The organism is Priestia sp. YIM B13552, from assembly GCF_042787775.1.
In the GTDB taxonomy this organism is placed as follows: Bacteria; Bacillota; Bacilli; order Bacillales; family Bacillaceae_H; genus Priestia; species Priestia megaterium_E.
The window spans coordinates 578,042-594,143 of the sequence record NZ_JBHZOU010000002.1 but is presented as its reverse complement, the minus strand read 5'-3'; the positions used below and the strand labels follow the sequence as shown (position 1 = coordinate 594,143).

The following is a 16,102-nucleotide window of genomic DNA, read 5'->3' as shown; positions in this document are numbered from 1 at the left end:
AGGAGAGATATCATGATACATACAGGTGAATCTCAGAAAAAATATGATGAAAATCGTCAAAAAGTAGAGCGTGGCAACGCGGAGAAGTACAAAGAGAAACTTGCAAAACAACAGAAGCTTTTTGTAAGAGATCGTTTAGCCCTTTTATTTGATGACGGGAAATATGAAGAAGACGGCATGTTTGCAAATAATAAAGCCGAAGGGTTGCCGGCAGACGGTGTTGTAACTGCAATTGGGAAAGTAAACGGTGAAACGGTTTGTGTAATGGCTAATGACTCTACTGTAAAAGCAGGGTCTTGGGGGGCCAGAACAGTAGAGAAAATTATTCGGATTCAGGAAGTAGCAGAAAAACTGCATGTGCCTTTGCTGTACCTAGTGGATTCTGCAGGAGCGCGTATTACGGATCAATTAGATATGTTTCCAAACCGCCGAGGCGCTGGACGGATCTTTCACAATCAAGTAAAACTTTCCGGCGTCATTCCTCAAATTTGTTTGCTCTTCGGTCCGTCAGCAGCTGGAGGGGCATATATCCCTGCATTTTGTGATATTGTTGTGATGGTAGATGGAAACGCTTCTATGTACTTAGGTTCGCCGCGTATGGCCGAAGCTGTTATTGGAGAAAAGGTTACGCTAGAAGAAATGGGAGGAGCACATATGCACTGCAGCGTTAGCGGATGTGGAGATGTGTTAGCTTATTCTGAAGAAGAAGCTATTTCGTATGCCAAATCTTATTTAACCTACTTTCCACAAAACTATCAAGAGAAGCCTAAAGTACAAAAAGCTAAAGAGCCTAAGCAGACAAAGGATTTAGTAGAATTAATTCCAGAGAATCAAAATGTTCCATTTGATATCTATGAAGCAATTGATACCCTTATTGACGAAGGGAGCTTCTTTGAAGTGAAAAAACTGTTTGCCGCCGAATTGGTAACAGGGCTTGCACGAATAGATGGAAAAGTAGTAGGGATTATTGCCAATCAGCCGAAGGTCAAAGGAGGAGTGCTGTTTGTAGATTCAGCAGATAAAGGCGCAAAATTTATTCAACTGTGCGATGCCTTCCATATTCCTTTGCTATTTTTAGCGGATGTACCTGGATTTATGATTGGAACCAAAGTAGAAAGAGCAGGCATCATTAGACATGGAGCAAAATTGATTGCAGCGATGAGTTCAGCTACAGTTCCTAAAATTTCCGTAGTTATGCGCAAAGCTTATGGCGCAGGGCTTTACGCTATGGCTGGTCCAGCTTTTGAACCGGATTGCTGCCTTGCATTACCTACTGCTCAAATTGCCGTAATGGGTCCTGAAGCGGCAGTAAATGCCGTCTATTCTAATAAAATTAATGAAATTGAAGATCCGAAAGAGCGGTTTATGTTTGTTAAACAGAAACAGCAGGAGTATAAAGAACACATCGATATCTATACGCTGGCTTCTGAACTTATTATTGACGACATCGTTCCTGCTAACGAACTGCGTCGAACTTTAATTAACCGCTTTCGATTATATGAAACAAAGAATGTGACCTTTAGCCGTCGTAAACATCCGGTGTATCCCGTATAATAGAAAAAAACGGGATCACTCTAAATAATTTACAATAAGCCCGGTGATTTTTAATCACACGGGCTATATGAATAGGTGAAATTTTAAGAATGCATTTAATTCAAAGCATTTTTTTGCTAAAATGAAACTCAATAATGGAAAGAGGAACAAAAAATACGATGAAAACTATAGGTATTATTGGAGGCGGATCATTAGGTCTGTTGTTTAGCGCGTATTTATCAGATTGTTATGATGTAACCTTGTATACGAAAACAAAAACTCAAGCAAAGTGCATTAACGATAATGGAATTACCTTACATAGACAAGGGGAACATCACACTAAAAAAGTCAGTGCTATCCCTCTGGAAAAAAACGTAAAAGAAGCAGATTTAATCATTATTACTGTAAAACAGTATCATTTAAAAGAGATTATTCCTTTTATCAAAACCCTTACTATACATACTCCCCTTTTGTTTATCCAAAACGGTATGAGCCATATTGAAATTCTTAAAAATCTCCCGCAGCGCACTCTCTATTTGGGTACAGTTGAACACGGGGCAATGCGTACAAATATGGATAGCGTCCATCATACAGGAATAGGAACAACCCGTATTGCTTCGTACAGAGGAGAAATGGAGTCTATCTTGCCAATTGTGAATTTTCCTTGGGTGATTGAAACAGATTGGTATGCGATGCTGGTGAAGAAATTAGTTGTAAATGCGCTCATCAATCCTCTTACGGCGCTGTATCGGGTAAAAAATGGGCAGCTGATTCATAACGGCTACTTTTATAAAACGATGCGTCTATTGTTTGAAGAGATTGCCGCTGTGTTAAAACTGGATTCAGCTTTTAATTATTGGGAAAATGCGCTGGGGGTTTGTTCGCGCACGAGTACAAATCAATCTTCTATGCTAAAAGATATACAGGAGGGGCGGCAAACAGAAATTGATGCTATTTTAGGCTATATTCAAACACAAGCTGCTGAAAAAAGAACGTCGACGCCTATTGTTGACTTTTTATATGGGTCAATAAAAGGAATCGAAGAAGAAAAGGGTGATTAACATGGGAAGTTTTATTGCTGGAGTTTTTGCGACGTTTGTCACTCTGCCGCTCGTTGGTTTTTTTATTCTATACATGCTTTTACGCAAACTGACGAAAAATAAAAGGAAATCTGTCCACATAGCAACGTACATTACTACGGTTTTTCTTATTTTGTCCGTGCATTATGCAGCTGTAGAAATTTTCGGGCACTCTTTTTTGTGGTTGATTGTGCTAGTCCTTTTAGTTGTAGCAATGATTATGATGTTTGTACATTGGAAAGTCAAACATGACTTAGAAATGAAGCTTATTGCGAAAGGGTTCTTTCGGATGAATTTCGTTTTGTTTCTTATTGCACATATTGTATTAAATATAGGTGGAATCGCTTTTCGCATTTCCTCTCTGTAAAGCATGTTACTAGACGTGAGCAGTTACATTATGGATAATGAAGCTATATGTAGAGAATATAAGTATTAGGAAAAGAAAGGAAGTTCTTTCATGGAGATTACAGACGTCTCTTTAAAGGCGGGAAACAAACTAACGAACGATTACATAAAAGGTGAAAAGCAAGCACTTTCCTTTTTTCATTATAATATACACGAAAAAGACGTATATGAAAAACGTTTAGCGGATGTTCAAAAGCAGTCTTATCCAAGAGAACAGCTTGCTGAGTATCTGCTTGATTTTAATAAGCGCTACGGAGCATCTTCTAAGACGATTGAAAATATTGAAAAGCTAAAAGATCCTAACAGCGTAGTAGTCGTTGGCGGTCAGCAAGCGGGGCTGCTTACAGGTCCTTTGTACACCATTCATAAAGTGATTTCAATTGTGCTGCTAGCTAAACAACAAGAGGAAGCTTTAAACGTGCCCGTGCTTCCGGTATTTTGGATTGCTGGAGAAGATCATGATTTTGCTGAGATCAACCATGTATACACAGAGCATAAAAACCAGCTTTTAAAGAAAACGTTAAAGCATTCTTTAAAGAAAAAGCAAATGGTTTCTCAAATCGAGCTAGACCATGAAGCCTGTAGAAGCTGGGTTCGTGATGTTTTTCAAACGTTTAACGAAACGGCGCATACAAACCAGGTATTACACTTTGTTTTAGAGGCGTTAGATAAATCACGTACCTATGTCGATTTCTTTGCTCATTTGGTTACCACAATGTTCGCAGAGTCAGGTCTTATTTTAATGGATGCAGCTTCTAAAGAAGTGCGCAGCATTGAATCTTCTTTCTTTGTGACGTTAATTGAACAAAATGACAAATTATCGTCAGCCGTTATGGAACAGCAAACAGAGCTTCAAAAACAGTACAAACGAATGATTGAAGTGGGAAAAGAAACGGCCCATCTCTTTTATTCACACAACGAAAACAGAGTACTTTTAGAAAGAGATGCAGAGCAAGAGCAGTTTGTTGGAAAGCAAAATGAACTCGCGCTGTCTAAAGAAGAGCTGGTTCAAATTGCTAAACAAACGCCAGAGCTTCTTAGTAACAACGTTGTGACTAGACCTCTTATGCAGGAGTACTTACTTCCTACCCTTGCGTTTATTGCAGGTCCCGGGGAAGTAGCGTATTGGGCAGAGCTTGAAAAAGCATTTTCTTTATTTAGCTTTAAAATGCCTCCCGTGGTTCCGAGGTTATCCTATGCAATCGTAGAAAGACATATCGAAAAGTATATGGATGAACTTCAGTTAGACCTTTCGAACGTAATAAACGAAGGCGTAGATGCAGAGAGGGAGCACTGGCTTAAGACAGAAGTTCACAACCCGTACGAAATGTATTTTGAAAAAGCGAAAGAAGATTTTGAAAAAATTCATAAAACTCTTCGTGAAAATATTCAAAAAGAAGACAAAACATTTGATGAAGTCATGCTTAAAAATCGAGCGATTATTCAAAAGCAGTTTGAAACCATTCAAAAGATTGTCGAATCCAAACAGCTAATTAAGCACGATGTGAAGCATTCAAAATATGCTCAAATTGAACTTGCTCTTCGTCCCTACAATGCTCCACAAGAACGCATGTGGAATATTATGTATTATTTAAATGGCTATGGCATGCAATTTGTGTCAGATTTACTAAGTGCTGAAGTCGAATTAAATCACCAGTTAAAAGTCTGCTATGTCTAATAAAATCCTGCTGAAAAGCAGGATTTTTATTTTGGAAAAGAGAACAAGTTTACAAGGTGAATGTCAACCAATTGGATCCTTATAAGGTATTTATTTCTAATTGCATAAAAAAACCTTATATTCCTTACATTTTATTCTACGAATATGTCCTACTTTTAACAAAATGACACTATTTGTGACAAAAAGACAAAATTCTACTTAATTCTTATATAAATAGCTGAAATAATGTTGAACTTTGATATATAATATAAACGTGTATATATATCAAAGAAAAACACCGTTTTTTGCTTTTTGTATACATAACTAAGTAGTTTAGAAAGAAGTAGGTGTCATAATGTTTAATCACACAACTGTTTTGCTTAAAGAAGCAGCGGAAGGTTTAAATATTAAACCGGATGGAGTATATGTCGACTGCACGCTTGGCGGAGCAGGTCATAGTGAATATATCGTAAAACAGCTATCAGAAAAAGGGAAATTAATTGCGTTTGATCAAGACGATGTTGCTCTTGAAAATGCAAAAGAAAAATTAGCTCCGTATCTAGACAGAGTTATTCTAATCAAAAGTAATTTTCGCTATTTAAAAGAGCAGCTAATGAAACATGGAATTGAAGAAGTAGATGGAGTATTGTTTGACCTAGGCGTCTCGTCTCCTCAGTTGGATACACCAGAGCGAGGGTTCAGCTTTCATCATGAGGCCCCGCTCGATATGCGCATGGATCAAAACTCAAAGTTTTCTGCGTACAACGTAGTAAATGAATGGCCTTATGAAAAACTTGTGAAAATCTTTTTCCAATACGGAGAAGAAAAGTTTTCCAAACAAATTGCCCGCAAAATTGAGGCATATCGAGAGTCTAAACCAATTGAAACAACGCTAGAGCTGGTTGATCTTATTAAAGATGGTATTCCAGCGCCAGCTAGACGAACGGGTGGACATCCGGCAAAACGGATTTTCCAGGCTATTCGAATTGCTGTAAATGATGAGCTTCAAGTATTTGAAGATGCAATTGAACAGGCTATGGATGTGATCAAAAAAGGTGGACGTGTAAGTGTTATTACCTTCCATTCACTTGAAGACCGAATTTGTAAAGTAGCGTTTAAAAATGCAAGTACGGTTCCGCAGCTTCCTCATGGACTGCCGGTTATTCCAGAAGAATTTAAGCCTAAAATGAAAGTCATTACAAGAAAACCTATTTTACCTTCAGAAGAAGAGGTAGAAGAAAATAAGCGAGCGCGTTCGGCAAAGCTTCGAATTGTTGAGAAATTAGTCTAATAAAAGGGTTTAAACAAAGAGGAGGGGACGAGAATGAACAATGCAGCATACAAAGTAAGAGAGCAAGATCAGCAGCAGAAGCAGCAAAAGACGGTACGTCAAGTTGTTCGAAAGACAAAAAGAAAAATCACGGTTGGTGAAAAAATTGTGTATTCTGGGTTTGTCGCACTCATGCTGTTTGGGTCTGTGCAAATCATTTCAAATCAATCTTCGCTTTATAGCATCAGTGAAGAGGTGCAATCACTCGATGGAAAGATTGACAAGCAAGAAGCAAAAAACAATGAGTTAAAATTACAGGTAACAGAGTTAAGTGCATACGATCGTATTTGGACAAAAGCAAAAGAACTTGGACTAAAATTGAATGAAAATAACGTAAAAGTCGTTAACGATTAATTGCGATGACTACGTCGAGAAAAAATAGCAATATTAGTACAGGAGCAGCAATATTAATTTTAATATTTGCATTGCTCTTTTTTGTATTAGCCATCAGGTTCTTTTACATCCAAGCGACGGGTAAAGCAAATGGAGAAGTTTTAGCCGAAATTGCACAAAAACAGCACACGCGAACGTCTAAAATTGAAGGACAGCGCGGTACGATTTACGATCGAAACGGAGAAGCGATCGCCCAAGACACGGGTGCTTATACGGTTGTGGCGATTTTGAAGGAGTCGCAGTCAGAAGATAAAAAACACCCACAGCACGTGGTAGACCCTGAAAAGACAGCTGAAAAGCTAGCGCCGCTATTGAATATGGACGAATCAAAAATTGAAAGCATGTTAACGAGAGGAATTAAAAGAGAGGCATTCCAAGTCGAACTTGGCCCCGGAGGCCGTGACATTGATAACGTGCTGAAGCAAAAAATTGAAAAACTAAATCTTCCGGGCATCACGTTTTTACGCGATTCGAAGCGTTTCTATCCAAACGGTGTATTCGCTTCAAGTATTTTAGGATACGCACAAAAAGATGATAAGGGTAAAATCGTAGGGAAAATGGGGATTGAAAAAGTATTTGATAAGCAGCTTTCTGAAGAAGATGGATATGTGAAATACGAAGCTGCTAAAAACGGAATTAAGCTTCCGGATCCAAAAGAGTCAATTGTAGCTCCTAAAAACGGAGACAGCGTCACGCTTACGATTGATGAAAAAATTCAGACGTTCTTAGAGGATGCGATGACAACAGCAGCTAAAGAATATAAACCAGAAGAGCTAATGGCAACGGTAGTGAATCCAAAAACCGGTGAAATTTTGGCGATGTCAAACCGTCCTTCATTTGACCCGAATATTCGTGATATCACTTCTTATCGTAATCCGTTTGTTGAAAACAGCTATGAACTTGGTTCAACGATGAAAATTTTTACGCTAGCAGCCGCAATTGATGCAGGCGTTTATAACGGCGAAGATCGCTATCAGTCGGGATCTTATAAAGTAACGAAAAACAGCGTTCCCATTAACGATCACAACGCCGGGGTCGGCTGGGGGGCTATTACATTTAATGAAGGAATTCAAAGGTCTTCAAACGTAGCGGTGGCTATTTTAGCCAATGAAAAACTGGGCACCGATCGTTTGTATAAATACTTGGACAAGTTTGGCTTTATGGATAAGACGGGAATTGACTTGCCAAACGAAGCTTCTAGCAAGTTAGTGACGAAGTACCCGAGAGACCGCGTAACCACTGCGTTTGGGCAGGCGTCTGCTTTTACGCCTATTCAAGAAATTCAAGCGGCTACTGCGATTGCAAATGACGGCAAGATGATGAAGCCTTACGTAATTAAACAAGTAGTCGATGAAACAAATAAAAAGACGATTAAAAAATCGAAACCTACCGTGGTGGGGCAGCCAATTTCTAAAAAAGCAGCGAACGAGACGTTAAATATTTTAGAAACCGTTGTTTCTTCAGAAAATGGAACAGGGAAACCATACGCGATTGAGGGGTATGATGTTGCTGGAAAAACTGGTACAGCTCAAATTCCCGCTCCAAATGGAGGTTACCTGCATGGGCACGGAAAAAACCTTATTTCCTTTATGGGCTTTGCGCCTGCAAACGATCCAAAGCTGCTTGTCTATGTAGCCGTTAAAAACCCGACTCTCAAGCCTCAAGAGGGAGGAAGTGAACCCCTTGTTGCCGTATTTAATCCAGTTATGAAGAATAGTTTACAGTACTTGGGTGTAGAGCCTACTAAGAAGGATAAAGACGGGAAAGAAACGAAAGAAAAGAAAGTGGATTCAGAAATTAAGCTTAAATCTTACGTTAATGAATCAGTTGACAGTACCGTGAAAGACTTAAAACAAAAGGGGCTTATTCCTGTTGTAATAGGTAAAGGAGATACGGTAGAAAGCCAATTACCGACTGCTGATACAATTATTACTGGACAGCGCGTGTTCATTAAGACAACTGGACAAGCGACAATGCCTGATTTAACAGGTTTTTCACATCGCGACGTGATTCGCTTTAGCGAATTTGTCAACGTTCGACCTAGCGCACTTGAAAATGGTTATGTTGTAAGTCAAAGTATTAAAGCAGGCGATCCGTTAAAAGCAGGAACGTATCTGAAAGTGGAACTTGAAACGCCTAAAGAATTTTCAAGCACGTTAAATAAGTTAAAAGAAACGGAAAAAAGTGAGTCTGATAGTAAAAAAGACGATAAGCAACTTGACTAGAAATTAAGTTCTAGTGAATCCTGTACAAGCATATATTGGAACGAGCCGATTCAGAGGAGGTTCTAATATATGCGGGTATCAGGAGTCACAGTTCGTAAAAGGCTAGCCATTGTTTTGTTTGTCGGTTTTATTGTGTTTTTGATTATTGATACAAGGCTTGGATATGTACAGTTGCTGACTGGGGATACGCTAACTGAAAAAGCCAAAGACTTATGGAGTCGGAATATTCCTTTTGAACCTGAAAGAGGAAAGATACTAGATCGCAATGATGTGGCACTTGCTACAAATAAAAGTGCACCGACCGTTTTAGTTATGCCAAGACAAGTTGAAAATCCAGCTGTTACGGCTGAAAAGTTAGCAAAAGTGCTGGGAGCATCAAAAGAAAAAGTATATGAACAAATAACAAAAGCTTCTTCTAGCGTATATTTGCGTCCTGAAGGAAGAAAAATTTCACATGCGAAAGCAAATGAAGTGCGAAATTTAAATTTAAAAGGCGTATATATAGCTGAGGATTCGAAGCGGTACTATCCGTTTGGAAGTTATTTGTCGCATGTATTAGGCTTTGCGGGAGTAGATAATCAAGGGTTAACAGGCCTTGAATTATATTATGATAAAGAGCTAAAAGGACAAAAAGGTTCAGTTAAATTGTATTCTGATGCTAAAGGTAAAAAGATGCCCAATATAGCCGATGACTACACAGCACCTGTGGACGGGCTGGATTTGAGATTGACCATTGATTCACGTGTGCAAACGATCATGGAGCGTGAGTTGGATAATGCTCAGACAGCTTATAATCCAGATGGTATGATTGCCATTGCTATGAATCCTAAAAACGGTGAAATTTTAGGTATGTCAAGTCGTCCGGGCTTTGATCCTACGGATTTTAAAAATGTGAAGCCTGAGGTGTATAATCGCAATCTTCCAATCTGGAGCGTATATGAGCCCGGATCAACGTTTAAGATTATTACACTGGCAGCTGCTCTTGAAGAAAAGAAAGTGGATTTACTAAAAGATCAATTTTACGATGATGGAGCCGCGGAAGTTGGCGGAGCGAGACTTCGCTGCTGGAAAAAAGGCGGACATGGACAGCAGTCTTTTTTAGAAGTTGTACAGAACTCATGTAACCCTGGTTTTGTGGAGCTTGGAGAACGTTTAGGAAAAGAGAAATTGTTCAAATACATTAAAGAATTTGGCTTTGGTCAAAAAACAGGTATTGATTTACAAGGGGAAGCAAAAGGGATATTGTTCCCGCTTGAGCGCGTAGGTCCGGTTGAACAAGCTACAACAGCTTTTGGGCAAGGGGTTGCTGTTACGCCTATTCAACAAGTAGCTGCTGTTTCAGCAGCCGTAAACGGTGGAACGCTTTATGAACCTTATATTGCCAAAGAGTGGGTAGATCCAACTACCGGAAAAGTTGTAAGCAGTCATAAGCCGGTTGCTAAGCGAAAAGTTATTTCCGAGGAAACGTCTAAGCAAGTGCGTTTTGCTCTTGAAAGTGTAGTAGCACAAGGAAGCGGAAAAGGAGCTTTTGTGGAAGGGTACCGCGTTGGAGGAAAGACGGGTACTGCGCAGAAAGCTCAAAATGGAAAGTATTTGAAAAATAATCACATCGTTTCTTTTATCGGTGTTGCACCAGCAGATAACCCTGAAATTGTCGTGTATGTTGCGGTTGATAACCCAAAAGGCACTATTCAGTTTGGTGGAGTTGTAGCAGCTCCGATTGTAGGTAAAATGATTGAAGACAGTTTGCGTGTGATGGACGTTAAACCACGTAAAGGACAAATTGAAAAAGAGTTAACGTGGCTGGACACACCAATGATAAAAGTACCAAATGTCGTAGGAATGTCAAAAAAAGAGTTACAAGAACAGCTACTTAATTTAAAATTAGATGTGAGTGGCGAAGGAGATAAAGTGGTCAAGCAGTCTCCTGCAGCTGGAACGAAAGTTAAAGAAGGCGAAACGGTTAGAATTTATATGGGAAAATAAAAATCTCTATAAATCACTATTCTTCCTTGCATGATAATCAGCAGGTTACTCTGCGTGTGAACATGAAATCAACAAATAAGCCTTGGGGGTGTTCCCTCCGGGCTTCTTTTTCTGTAAAATGTAATAGGTTAGGTGCTAGAAAAAGAAGAATAGTTGCCATAGCGTCTTATAACAAACGTTTCACTTTACAAATAGAGAGGACATGGTAGGAATGGATTTACGAGAACTACTAACACATTTACATGATTTTGTTCAGCTTCCTGAACAGAATATTGATATTACGTCAATTGAAATGGATTCAAGAGAAGTTAAGCCCGGAGCACTGTTCATTTGTATAGACGGCTATACGGTTGATGGTCATAACTTTGCACAGATGGCTGTGGAAAAAGGAGCAGTAGCAATCTTAGCAGAAAAGCCTGTGGATGTAGAAGTACCCGTTGTACGCGTGAAGAGTACAAAGCGAGCAATGGCAGTGCTAGCGGATGCTTTCTACAATCAGCCCACACAAAAAATGCATTTAATTGGTGTAACGGGCACAAACGGAAAAACAACGATTACACATTTAATTGAGCATATCTTTAAATCACAACGTAAAAAGACGGGTCTGATTGGAACGATTGAAATTCGTATTGGTGATACGTCTTATGATGTGAAAAACACAACGCCTGAATCGCTGACGCTTCAAAAAACATTTAATCAAATGGTGGAGGAGAATGTAGAAGTAGCGATGATGGAAGTATCATCTCATGCGCTTGACTTAGGACGCGTACACGGGTGCGACTTTGACGTGGCGGTATTTAGTAACTTAACGCAAGATCATCTGGATTATCATCATACAATGGAAGATTATCGTCGTGCGAAAGGGTTGCTATTTGCACAGTTAGGAAACGCTTATAACCATAATCGTCCTAAGTTTGCTGTTCTTAATGCTGATGATGCGGCAACTGAGGAATATATTAAAAACACGGCTGCTACAGTGATTACCTATGGCATTGACCGTGATAGTGATATTCGTGCAACCAATATTCAAATTACAAACAGCGGCACAACGTTCGACTTGACAACACCGACAGAAACGGTTCGTGTAGAAATGAAGCTTATTGGGAAATTCAGCGTCTACAACGTATTAGCGGCTACGGCTTCATGTTTAGTGTCAGGTATTCCTCTGTCAGTTATTGTCGAGGAAATAAAAGTGTTAGAAGGCGTGTCTGGGCGTTTTGAAGTGGTTGATGCGGAGCAAGATTTTACGGTTATCGTTGATTATGCCCATACGCCGGACAGCTTAGAGAACGTGTTAAAAACTGTAAAAGAATTCGCAAAACGCAATATATATGTTATTGTTGGTTGTGGCGGAGATCGAGATCGTACAAAACGACCAATCATGGCTCGAATTGCAGCTGAATACAGTACACAAGCTATTTTGACATCTGATAATCCACGAAGTGAAGATCCATTGGCTATTTTAAAAGATATGGAAGAGGGTTTGGATACAGATAACTATGTGACGATTGCTGATCGTGCAGAAGCTATTCGCTATGCAGTGGAAGCAGCGCATGCAGATGATGTTATTGTCATTGCTGGAAAAGGGCACGAGACCTATCAAATTATTGGGAAAAAAGTATTTGATTTTGACGATCGAGAAGTAGCACGCAAAATGATTGAGGAGCGAAAGTAGTAATGAAATGGGTAGAGAACAAAATGAGTCGGAATGAGTTGGAAGTTAAGGAGGGAACATCGTGCTAGAACAATCAATTTTATTGACAATCGGCGTAGCCTTTTTGATTACGGTTGTATTGTCGCCGATTTTTATTCCCTTCTTAAGAAGATTAAAGTTTGGTCAAAGTATTCGTGATGAAGGCCCGAAATCTCACCAGAAAAAATCAGGTACACCTACAATGGGCGGTATCATGATTTTATTATCTATTATTGTGGCAACTCTTATTATGGTCAATCAGTATGCAGAACTTACATATAAGACGTTTCTATTATTATTTGTCACAATCGGATTTGGTTTATTAGGATTTTTAGATGATTTTATAAAAGTAGTGTTAAAGCGTAACCTTGGATTAACATCTAAACAAAAGTTTTTAGGTCAGGTTGTCATTTCAATTATTTTTTACTTTATTGCAAGACAGTTTGAGTTTTCAACTGAAGTGACGATTCCAGGAATTAAAGACCCAATCGATTTAGGTTGGTTTTATGTTGTTTTCCTTATCATCTGGCTTGTTGGTTTTTCAAATGCGGTTAACTTAACGGATGGATTAGACGGACTTGTATCTGGTACAAGTGCGATTGCTTTTGGTGCATTTGCAGTTCTTGCCTGGAATGCAGAGCAGTTTGAACTATCTATTTTCTCAGTTGCTGTAGTAGGAGCTGTGTTAGGATTTTTAGTTTTTAATGCCCATCCTGCAAAAGTATTTATGGGAGATACGGGTTCTTTAGCGCTAGGAGGAGCTATCGCTACGGTGGCTGTCTTAATGAAAATGGAATTCTTGCTTGTTATTATCGGTGGTGTGTTTGTTATTGAAACACTATCTGTTATTATTCAAGTCGCATCTTTCAAAACAACAGGAAAACGTGTGTTTAAAATGAGCCCGCTTCATCACCATTACGAGCTAAGCGGCTGGTCGGAATGGCGCGTAGTTATGACTTTTTGGGCTGTAGGACTATTATTTGCAATGCTTGGAATTTATATCGAGGTGTGGATTTAAATGAAATCAGTCAATACGTATCAAGGTAAACAAGTACTTATTTTAGGATTAGCCAAGAGCGGTTTAGCAGCCGCTCAGCTAGTTAAACAGCTTGGTGCTAAAGTAGTCGTTAATGATCAAAAACCGTACGAAGAGAACGTAGCAGCACAGGAATTAGAAAAAACGGGCATTGAAGTTGTGTGTGGACATCATCCGCTTGAGCTTTTAGACAAAGCGGATGTTATTGTAAAAAACCCTGGGATTCCGTATTCGAATGTTCTATTGCAAGAAGCATTAAAGCGAAATATTCCGATTTTAACAGAAGTAGAATTGGCTTATGAAATTAGCGAAGCGCCTTTTATCGGAATTACGGGAAGCAATGGGAAAACAACAACAACAACGCTAATTTATAAAATGTTAGAAGAAGATCAAAAGCAGCCGTTGATTGCTGGAAATATTGGAACAGTAGCTTGTGAAGTGGCGCAAAAAGCAACAAAGGACAATGTAATTGTAACGGAGCTTTCTTCTTTTCAGCTGATGGGAATTGAAAAGTTCCGTCCGAAAATCTCTTTATTATTGAATTTGTTTGATGCTCACTTAGACTATCATGGCACAAAAGAGGAATATATCAAAGCGAAAGCAAATCTCTTTAACAATCAAACAAGTGAAGACTTTGCCGTTATTAATGCGGATGATGAGCTAGTGATGAAAGCTAGTGCAGACGTTAAAGCAACAAAAGTACCTTTTTCTGTTACAGCTCAAACGACAGAAGGAGCGTATATTAAAAACGAAACCATTTTCTTTAAAGATGAAGAAGTGATGTCCTTAAAAGATGTGGTGCTGCCAGGCAAACATAATCAAGAAAACATTTTAGCAGCTATATCCGTTGTGAAGCTGTACGGCTGTTCAAATGAAGCTATCTACCGCGTGCTCACAACGTTTGCTGGTGTTAAACACCGCGTTCAATATGTCACGACAATCAATAAACGTAAGTTTTATAATGACTCTAAAGCTACGAATATGCTTGCTACAAAAGTAGCTCTTTCCGCTTTTTCGCAGCCGACGATTTTACTTGCAGGCGGACTCGATCGCGGCAATGAGTTTGATGATTTAAAAGAAGAGTTTAAAAATGTGAAAGCTGTTATTACGTTTGGTGAAACGGCTCCTAAAATTGAACGCGTAGCAAAAGAAGCGGGAATACAAATTGTAAAACGTGTCGATAATGTTAAACAAGCAGTTTCAGAAGCATATGCTTGTTCAGATGAAGAAGATGTTATTTTATTATCTCCTGCTTGTGCAAGCTGGGATCAATTTAAAACTTTTGAAGAACGTGGTGACATCTTTATTGAATCTGTGCATAAACTGAAATAAGGGCTTGTCTAAACACCTAGAAAATACACTAGCCCTAATCTATTTTTAGAGGTGTGTGACAGTGTCGACAAAAAGGTCTACCCCAGATTTTTTTCTCATAATCGTTACGCTTTCCTTGCTAACCATCGGCCTTATCATGGTATACAGCGCAAGTGCGGTATGGGCTACATACAAGTTTAATGATTCTTTTTTCTTTGCTAAACGCCAGCTCTTATTTGCAGGGCTTGGAGTATGCGCGATGTTTGTCATCATGAATATTGATTATTGGATGTGGCGTACGTGGGCAAAGCCAATTGTAATCATTTGCTTTGTTATGCTGGTACTTGTATTGATTCCGGGAGTAGGGCTAGTACGGAATGGGTCGCAAAGTTGGATAGGTGTTGGAGCGTTTTCGATTCAGCCTTCAGAATTTATGAAGTTTGCTATGATTATATTTTTAGCGAAATATTTATCAGAAAACCAGAAGAAGATTACATCCTTTAGAAAAGGAATGTTACCGGCGTTATTACTGGTTTTCTTACCGTTTGGCATTATTATGATGCAGCCAGATTTAGGAACGGGAACAGTGCTTGTTGGAACTTGTTTAGTCATGATTTTTGTTTCAGGAGCAAAAGTAAGTCACTTTGCAGGTCTTGGGTTGCTTGGCGTTGCCGGTTTTGTAGGGCTTGTTTTATCGGCTCCTTATCGGATTAAACGCATCACCTCATTTTTAAATCCTTGGGAAGATCCGCTTGGAAGCGGGTTTCAAATCATTCAATCTCTTTATGCAATTGGGCCGGGGGGATTGCTTGGATTAGGGTTAGGGCAAAGTAGACAAAAGTTCTTTTATTTGCCGGAGCCTCAAACTGATTTTATTTTTGCTATTCTGGCAGAAGAGCTCGGTTTCATCGGTGGAACACTCGTTCTGCTTTTGTTTAGCTTATTGCTTTGGAGAGGAATTAAAATAGCGCTCGGAGCACCTGATCTTTACGGAACGTTTTTAGCCTTAGGAATTATTTCAATGGTTGCGATTCAAGTCATGATTAATATAGGCGTGGTAACAGGTCTTATGCCTGTTACGGGAATTACGCTTCCATTTTTAAGTTACGGCGGATCATCGCTGACGCTCATGCTGGCAGCAGTTGGAGTTTTGTTAAATGTTAGTAGATATTCTCGCTATTAATTGAAAAAAATTGTATAATGTCAAGTAGGCAATGGTCTACTGAAGTAAACCGTCATCTTAAATCCAAGTGCACGCCGGATTTTGTTGGCGGTTTATTTTCGATTTTTTACAGGTAGATGATATTTTTGTATGAAATGTTTTTAAAATGTAATGTTGTGATAACCAATTTTGAGTCCAACTATGGTATGATGTGTAAGGTTAAATGTTTTATCTTAGTGAGTAGGTGAACGTATGTGCACTTATGAGCGTAGCGTTTTTTTATGACTGTCAG

At 39.1% G+C, this 16,102-nt stretch carries 12 protein-coding genes; all 12 read left to right on the top strand.

Annotated elements, in window-relative coordinates:
* The first annotated feature begins 12 nt into the window (after window positions 1–12).
* The 12 genes from ACFX40_RS09045 (at window position 13) to spoVE (ending at window position 15,831) form a co-directional block, all read left to right on the top strand.
* On the top strand, window positions 13–1,554 hold the full coding sequence (locus ACFX40_RS09045; protein ID WP_263033762.1) for an acyl-CoA carboxylase subunit beta: 1,542 nt from the start codon (window positions 13–15) through the stop codon (window positions 1,552–1,554).
* A 158-nt stretch (window positions 1,555–1,712) separates the two neighbouring features.
* Entirely contained in the window at window positions 1,713–2,594 is an 882-nt protein-coding gene (locus ACFX40_RS09040) for a 2-dehydropantoate 2-reductase (RefSeq protein WP_263033763.1), read from the top strand.
* Window position 2,595: 1 nt separating this feature from the next.
* Entirely contained in the window at window positions 2,596–2,979 is a 384-nt protein-coding gene (locus ACFX40_RS09035; protein ID WP_028410761.1) for a DUF3397 domain-containing protein, read from the top strand.
* 90 nt (window positions 2,980–3,069) lie between these two features.
* Entirely contained in the window at window positions 3,070–4,695 is a 1,626-nt protein-coding gene (bshC, locus tag ACFX40_RS09030; protein ID WP_377254802.1) for a bacillithiol biosynthesis cysteine-adding enzyme BshC, read from the top strand.
* A gap of 334 nt (window positions 4,696–5,029) precedes the next feature.
* On the top strand, window positions 5,030–5,965 hold the full coding sequence (rsmH, locus tag ACFX40_RS09025; protein WP_028411477.1) for a 16S rRNA (cytosine(1402)-N(4))-methyltransferase RsmH: 936 nt from the start codon (window positions 5,030–5,032) through the stop codon (window positions 5,963–5,965).
* A gap of 33 nt (window positions 5,966–5,998) precedes the next feature.
* Window positions 5,999–6,358, top strand: coding sequence for a cell division protein FtsL (gene ftsL, locus ACFX40_RS09020; protein WP_028410764.1), 360 nt, complete (start codon window positions 5,999–6,001; stop codon window positions 6,356–6,358).
* Window positions 6,359–6,363: 5 nt separating this feature from the next.
* Window positions 6,364–8,622, top strand: a complete 2,259-nt coding sequence (locus tag ACFX40_RS09015; RefSeq protein ID WP_098333981.1) for a penicillin-binding protein — start codon at window positions 6,364–6,366, stop codon at window positions 8,620–8,622.
* A 69-nt stretch (window positions 8,623–8,691) separates the two neighbouring features.
* Complete coding sequence (locus ACFX40_RS09010; protein ID WP_013084856.1) at window positions 8,692–10,608, top strand: stage V sporulation protein D; 1,917 nt, start codon at window positions 8,692–8,694, stop codon at window positions 10,606–10,608.
* A 211-nt stretch (window positions 10,609–10,819) separates the two neighbouring features.
* Window positions 10,820–12,283 carry a UDP-N-acetylmuramoyl-L-alanyl-D-glutamate--2,6-diaminopimelate ligase gene (locus tag ACFX40_RS09005; RefSeq protein ID WP_028410766.1) on the top strand — a complete coding sequence of 488 codons (1,464 nt, stop codon included), beginning with the start codon at window positions 10,820–10,822 and terminating at the stop codon, window positions 12,281–12,283.
* A gap of 61 nt (window positions 12,284–12,344) precedes the next feature.
* Entirely contained in the window at window positions 12,345–13,319 is a 975-nt protein-coding gene (gene mraY / locus ACFX40_RS09000) for a phospho-N-acetylmuramoyl-pentapeptide-transferase (protein WP_013058961.1), read from the top strand.
* On the top strand, window positions 13,320–14,669 hold the full coding sequence (gene murD, locus ACFX40_RS08995; protein ID WP_028410767.1) for a UDP-N-acetylmuramoyl-L-alanine--D-glutamate ligase: 1,350 nt from the start codon (window positions 13,320–13,322) through the stop codon (window positions 14,667–14,669). It begins immediately after the preceding gene.
* A gap of 61 nt (window positions 14,670–14,730) precedes the next feature.
* On the top strand, window positions 14,731–15,831 hold the full coding sequence (gene spoVE, locus ACFX40_RS08990) for a stage V sporulation protein E (protein WP_098249243.1): 1,101 nt from the start codon (window positions 14,731–14,733) through the stop codon (window positions 15,829–15,831).
* Window positions 15,832–16,102: the final 271 nt, after the last annotated feature.

What these genes read in the sequence shown, in the direction of transcription:
- ftsL (WP_028410764.1), top strand. Translation starts at nt 5,999, where the DNA reads ATGAACAATGCAGCATACAAAGTAAGAGAGCAAGATCAGCAGCAGAAG.
- murD (WP_028410767.1), top strand. Translation starts at nt 13,320, where the DNA reads ATGAAATCAGTCAATACGTATCAAGGTAAACAAGTACTTATTTTAGGA.
- ACFX40_RS09040 (WP_263033763.1), top strand. Translation starts at nt 1,713, where the DNA reads ATGAAAACTATAGGTATTATTGGAGGCGGATCATTAGGTCTGTTGTTT.
- ACFX40_RS09035 (WP_028410761.1), top strand. Translation starts at nt 2,596, where the DNA reads ATGGGAAGTTTTATTGCTGGAGTTTTTGCGACGTTTGTCACTCTGCCG.
- ACFX40_RS09045 (WP_263033762.1), top strand. Translation starts at nt 13, where the DNA reads ATGATACATACAGGTGAATCTCAGAAAAAATATGATGAAAATCGTCAA.
- ACFX40_RS09010 (WP_013084856.1), top strand. Translation starts at nt 8,692, where the DNA reads ATGCGGGTATCAGGAGTCACAGTTCGTAAAAGGCTAGCCATTGTTTTG.
- ACFX40_RS09005 (WP_028410766.1), top strand. Translation starts at nt 10,820, where the DNA reads ATGGATTTACGAGAACTACTAACACATTTACATGATTTTGTTCAGCTT.
- ACFX40_RS09015 (WP_098333981.1), top strand. Translation starts at nt 6,364, where the DNA reads ATGACTACGTCGAGAAAAAATAGCAATATTAGTACAGGAGCAGCAATA.
- bshC (WP_377254802.1), top strand. Translation starts at nt 3,070, where the DNA reads ATGGAGATTACAGACGTCTCTTTAAAGGCGGGAAACAAACTAACGAAC.
- rsmH (WP_028411477.1), top strand. Translation starts at nt 5,030, where the DNA reads ATGTTTAATCACACAACTGTTTTGCTTAAAGAAGCAGCGGAAGGTTTA.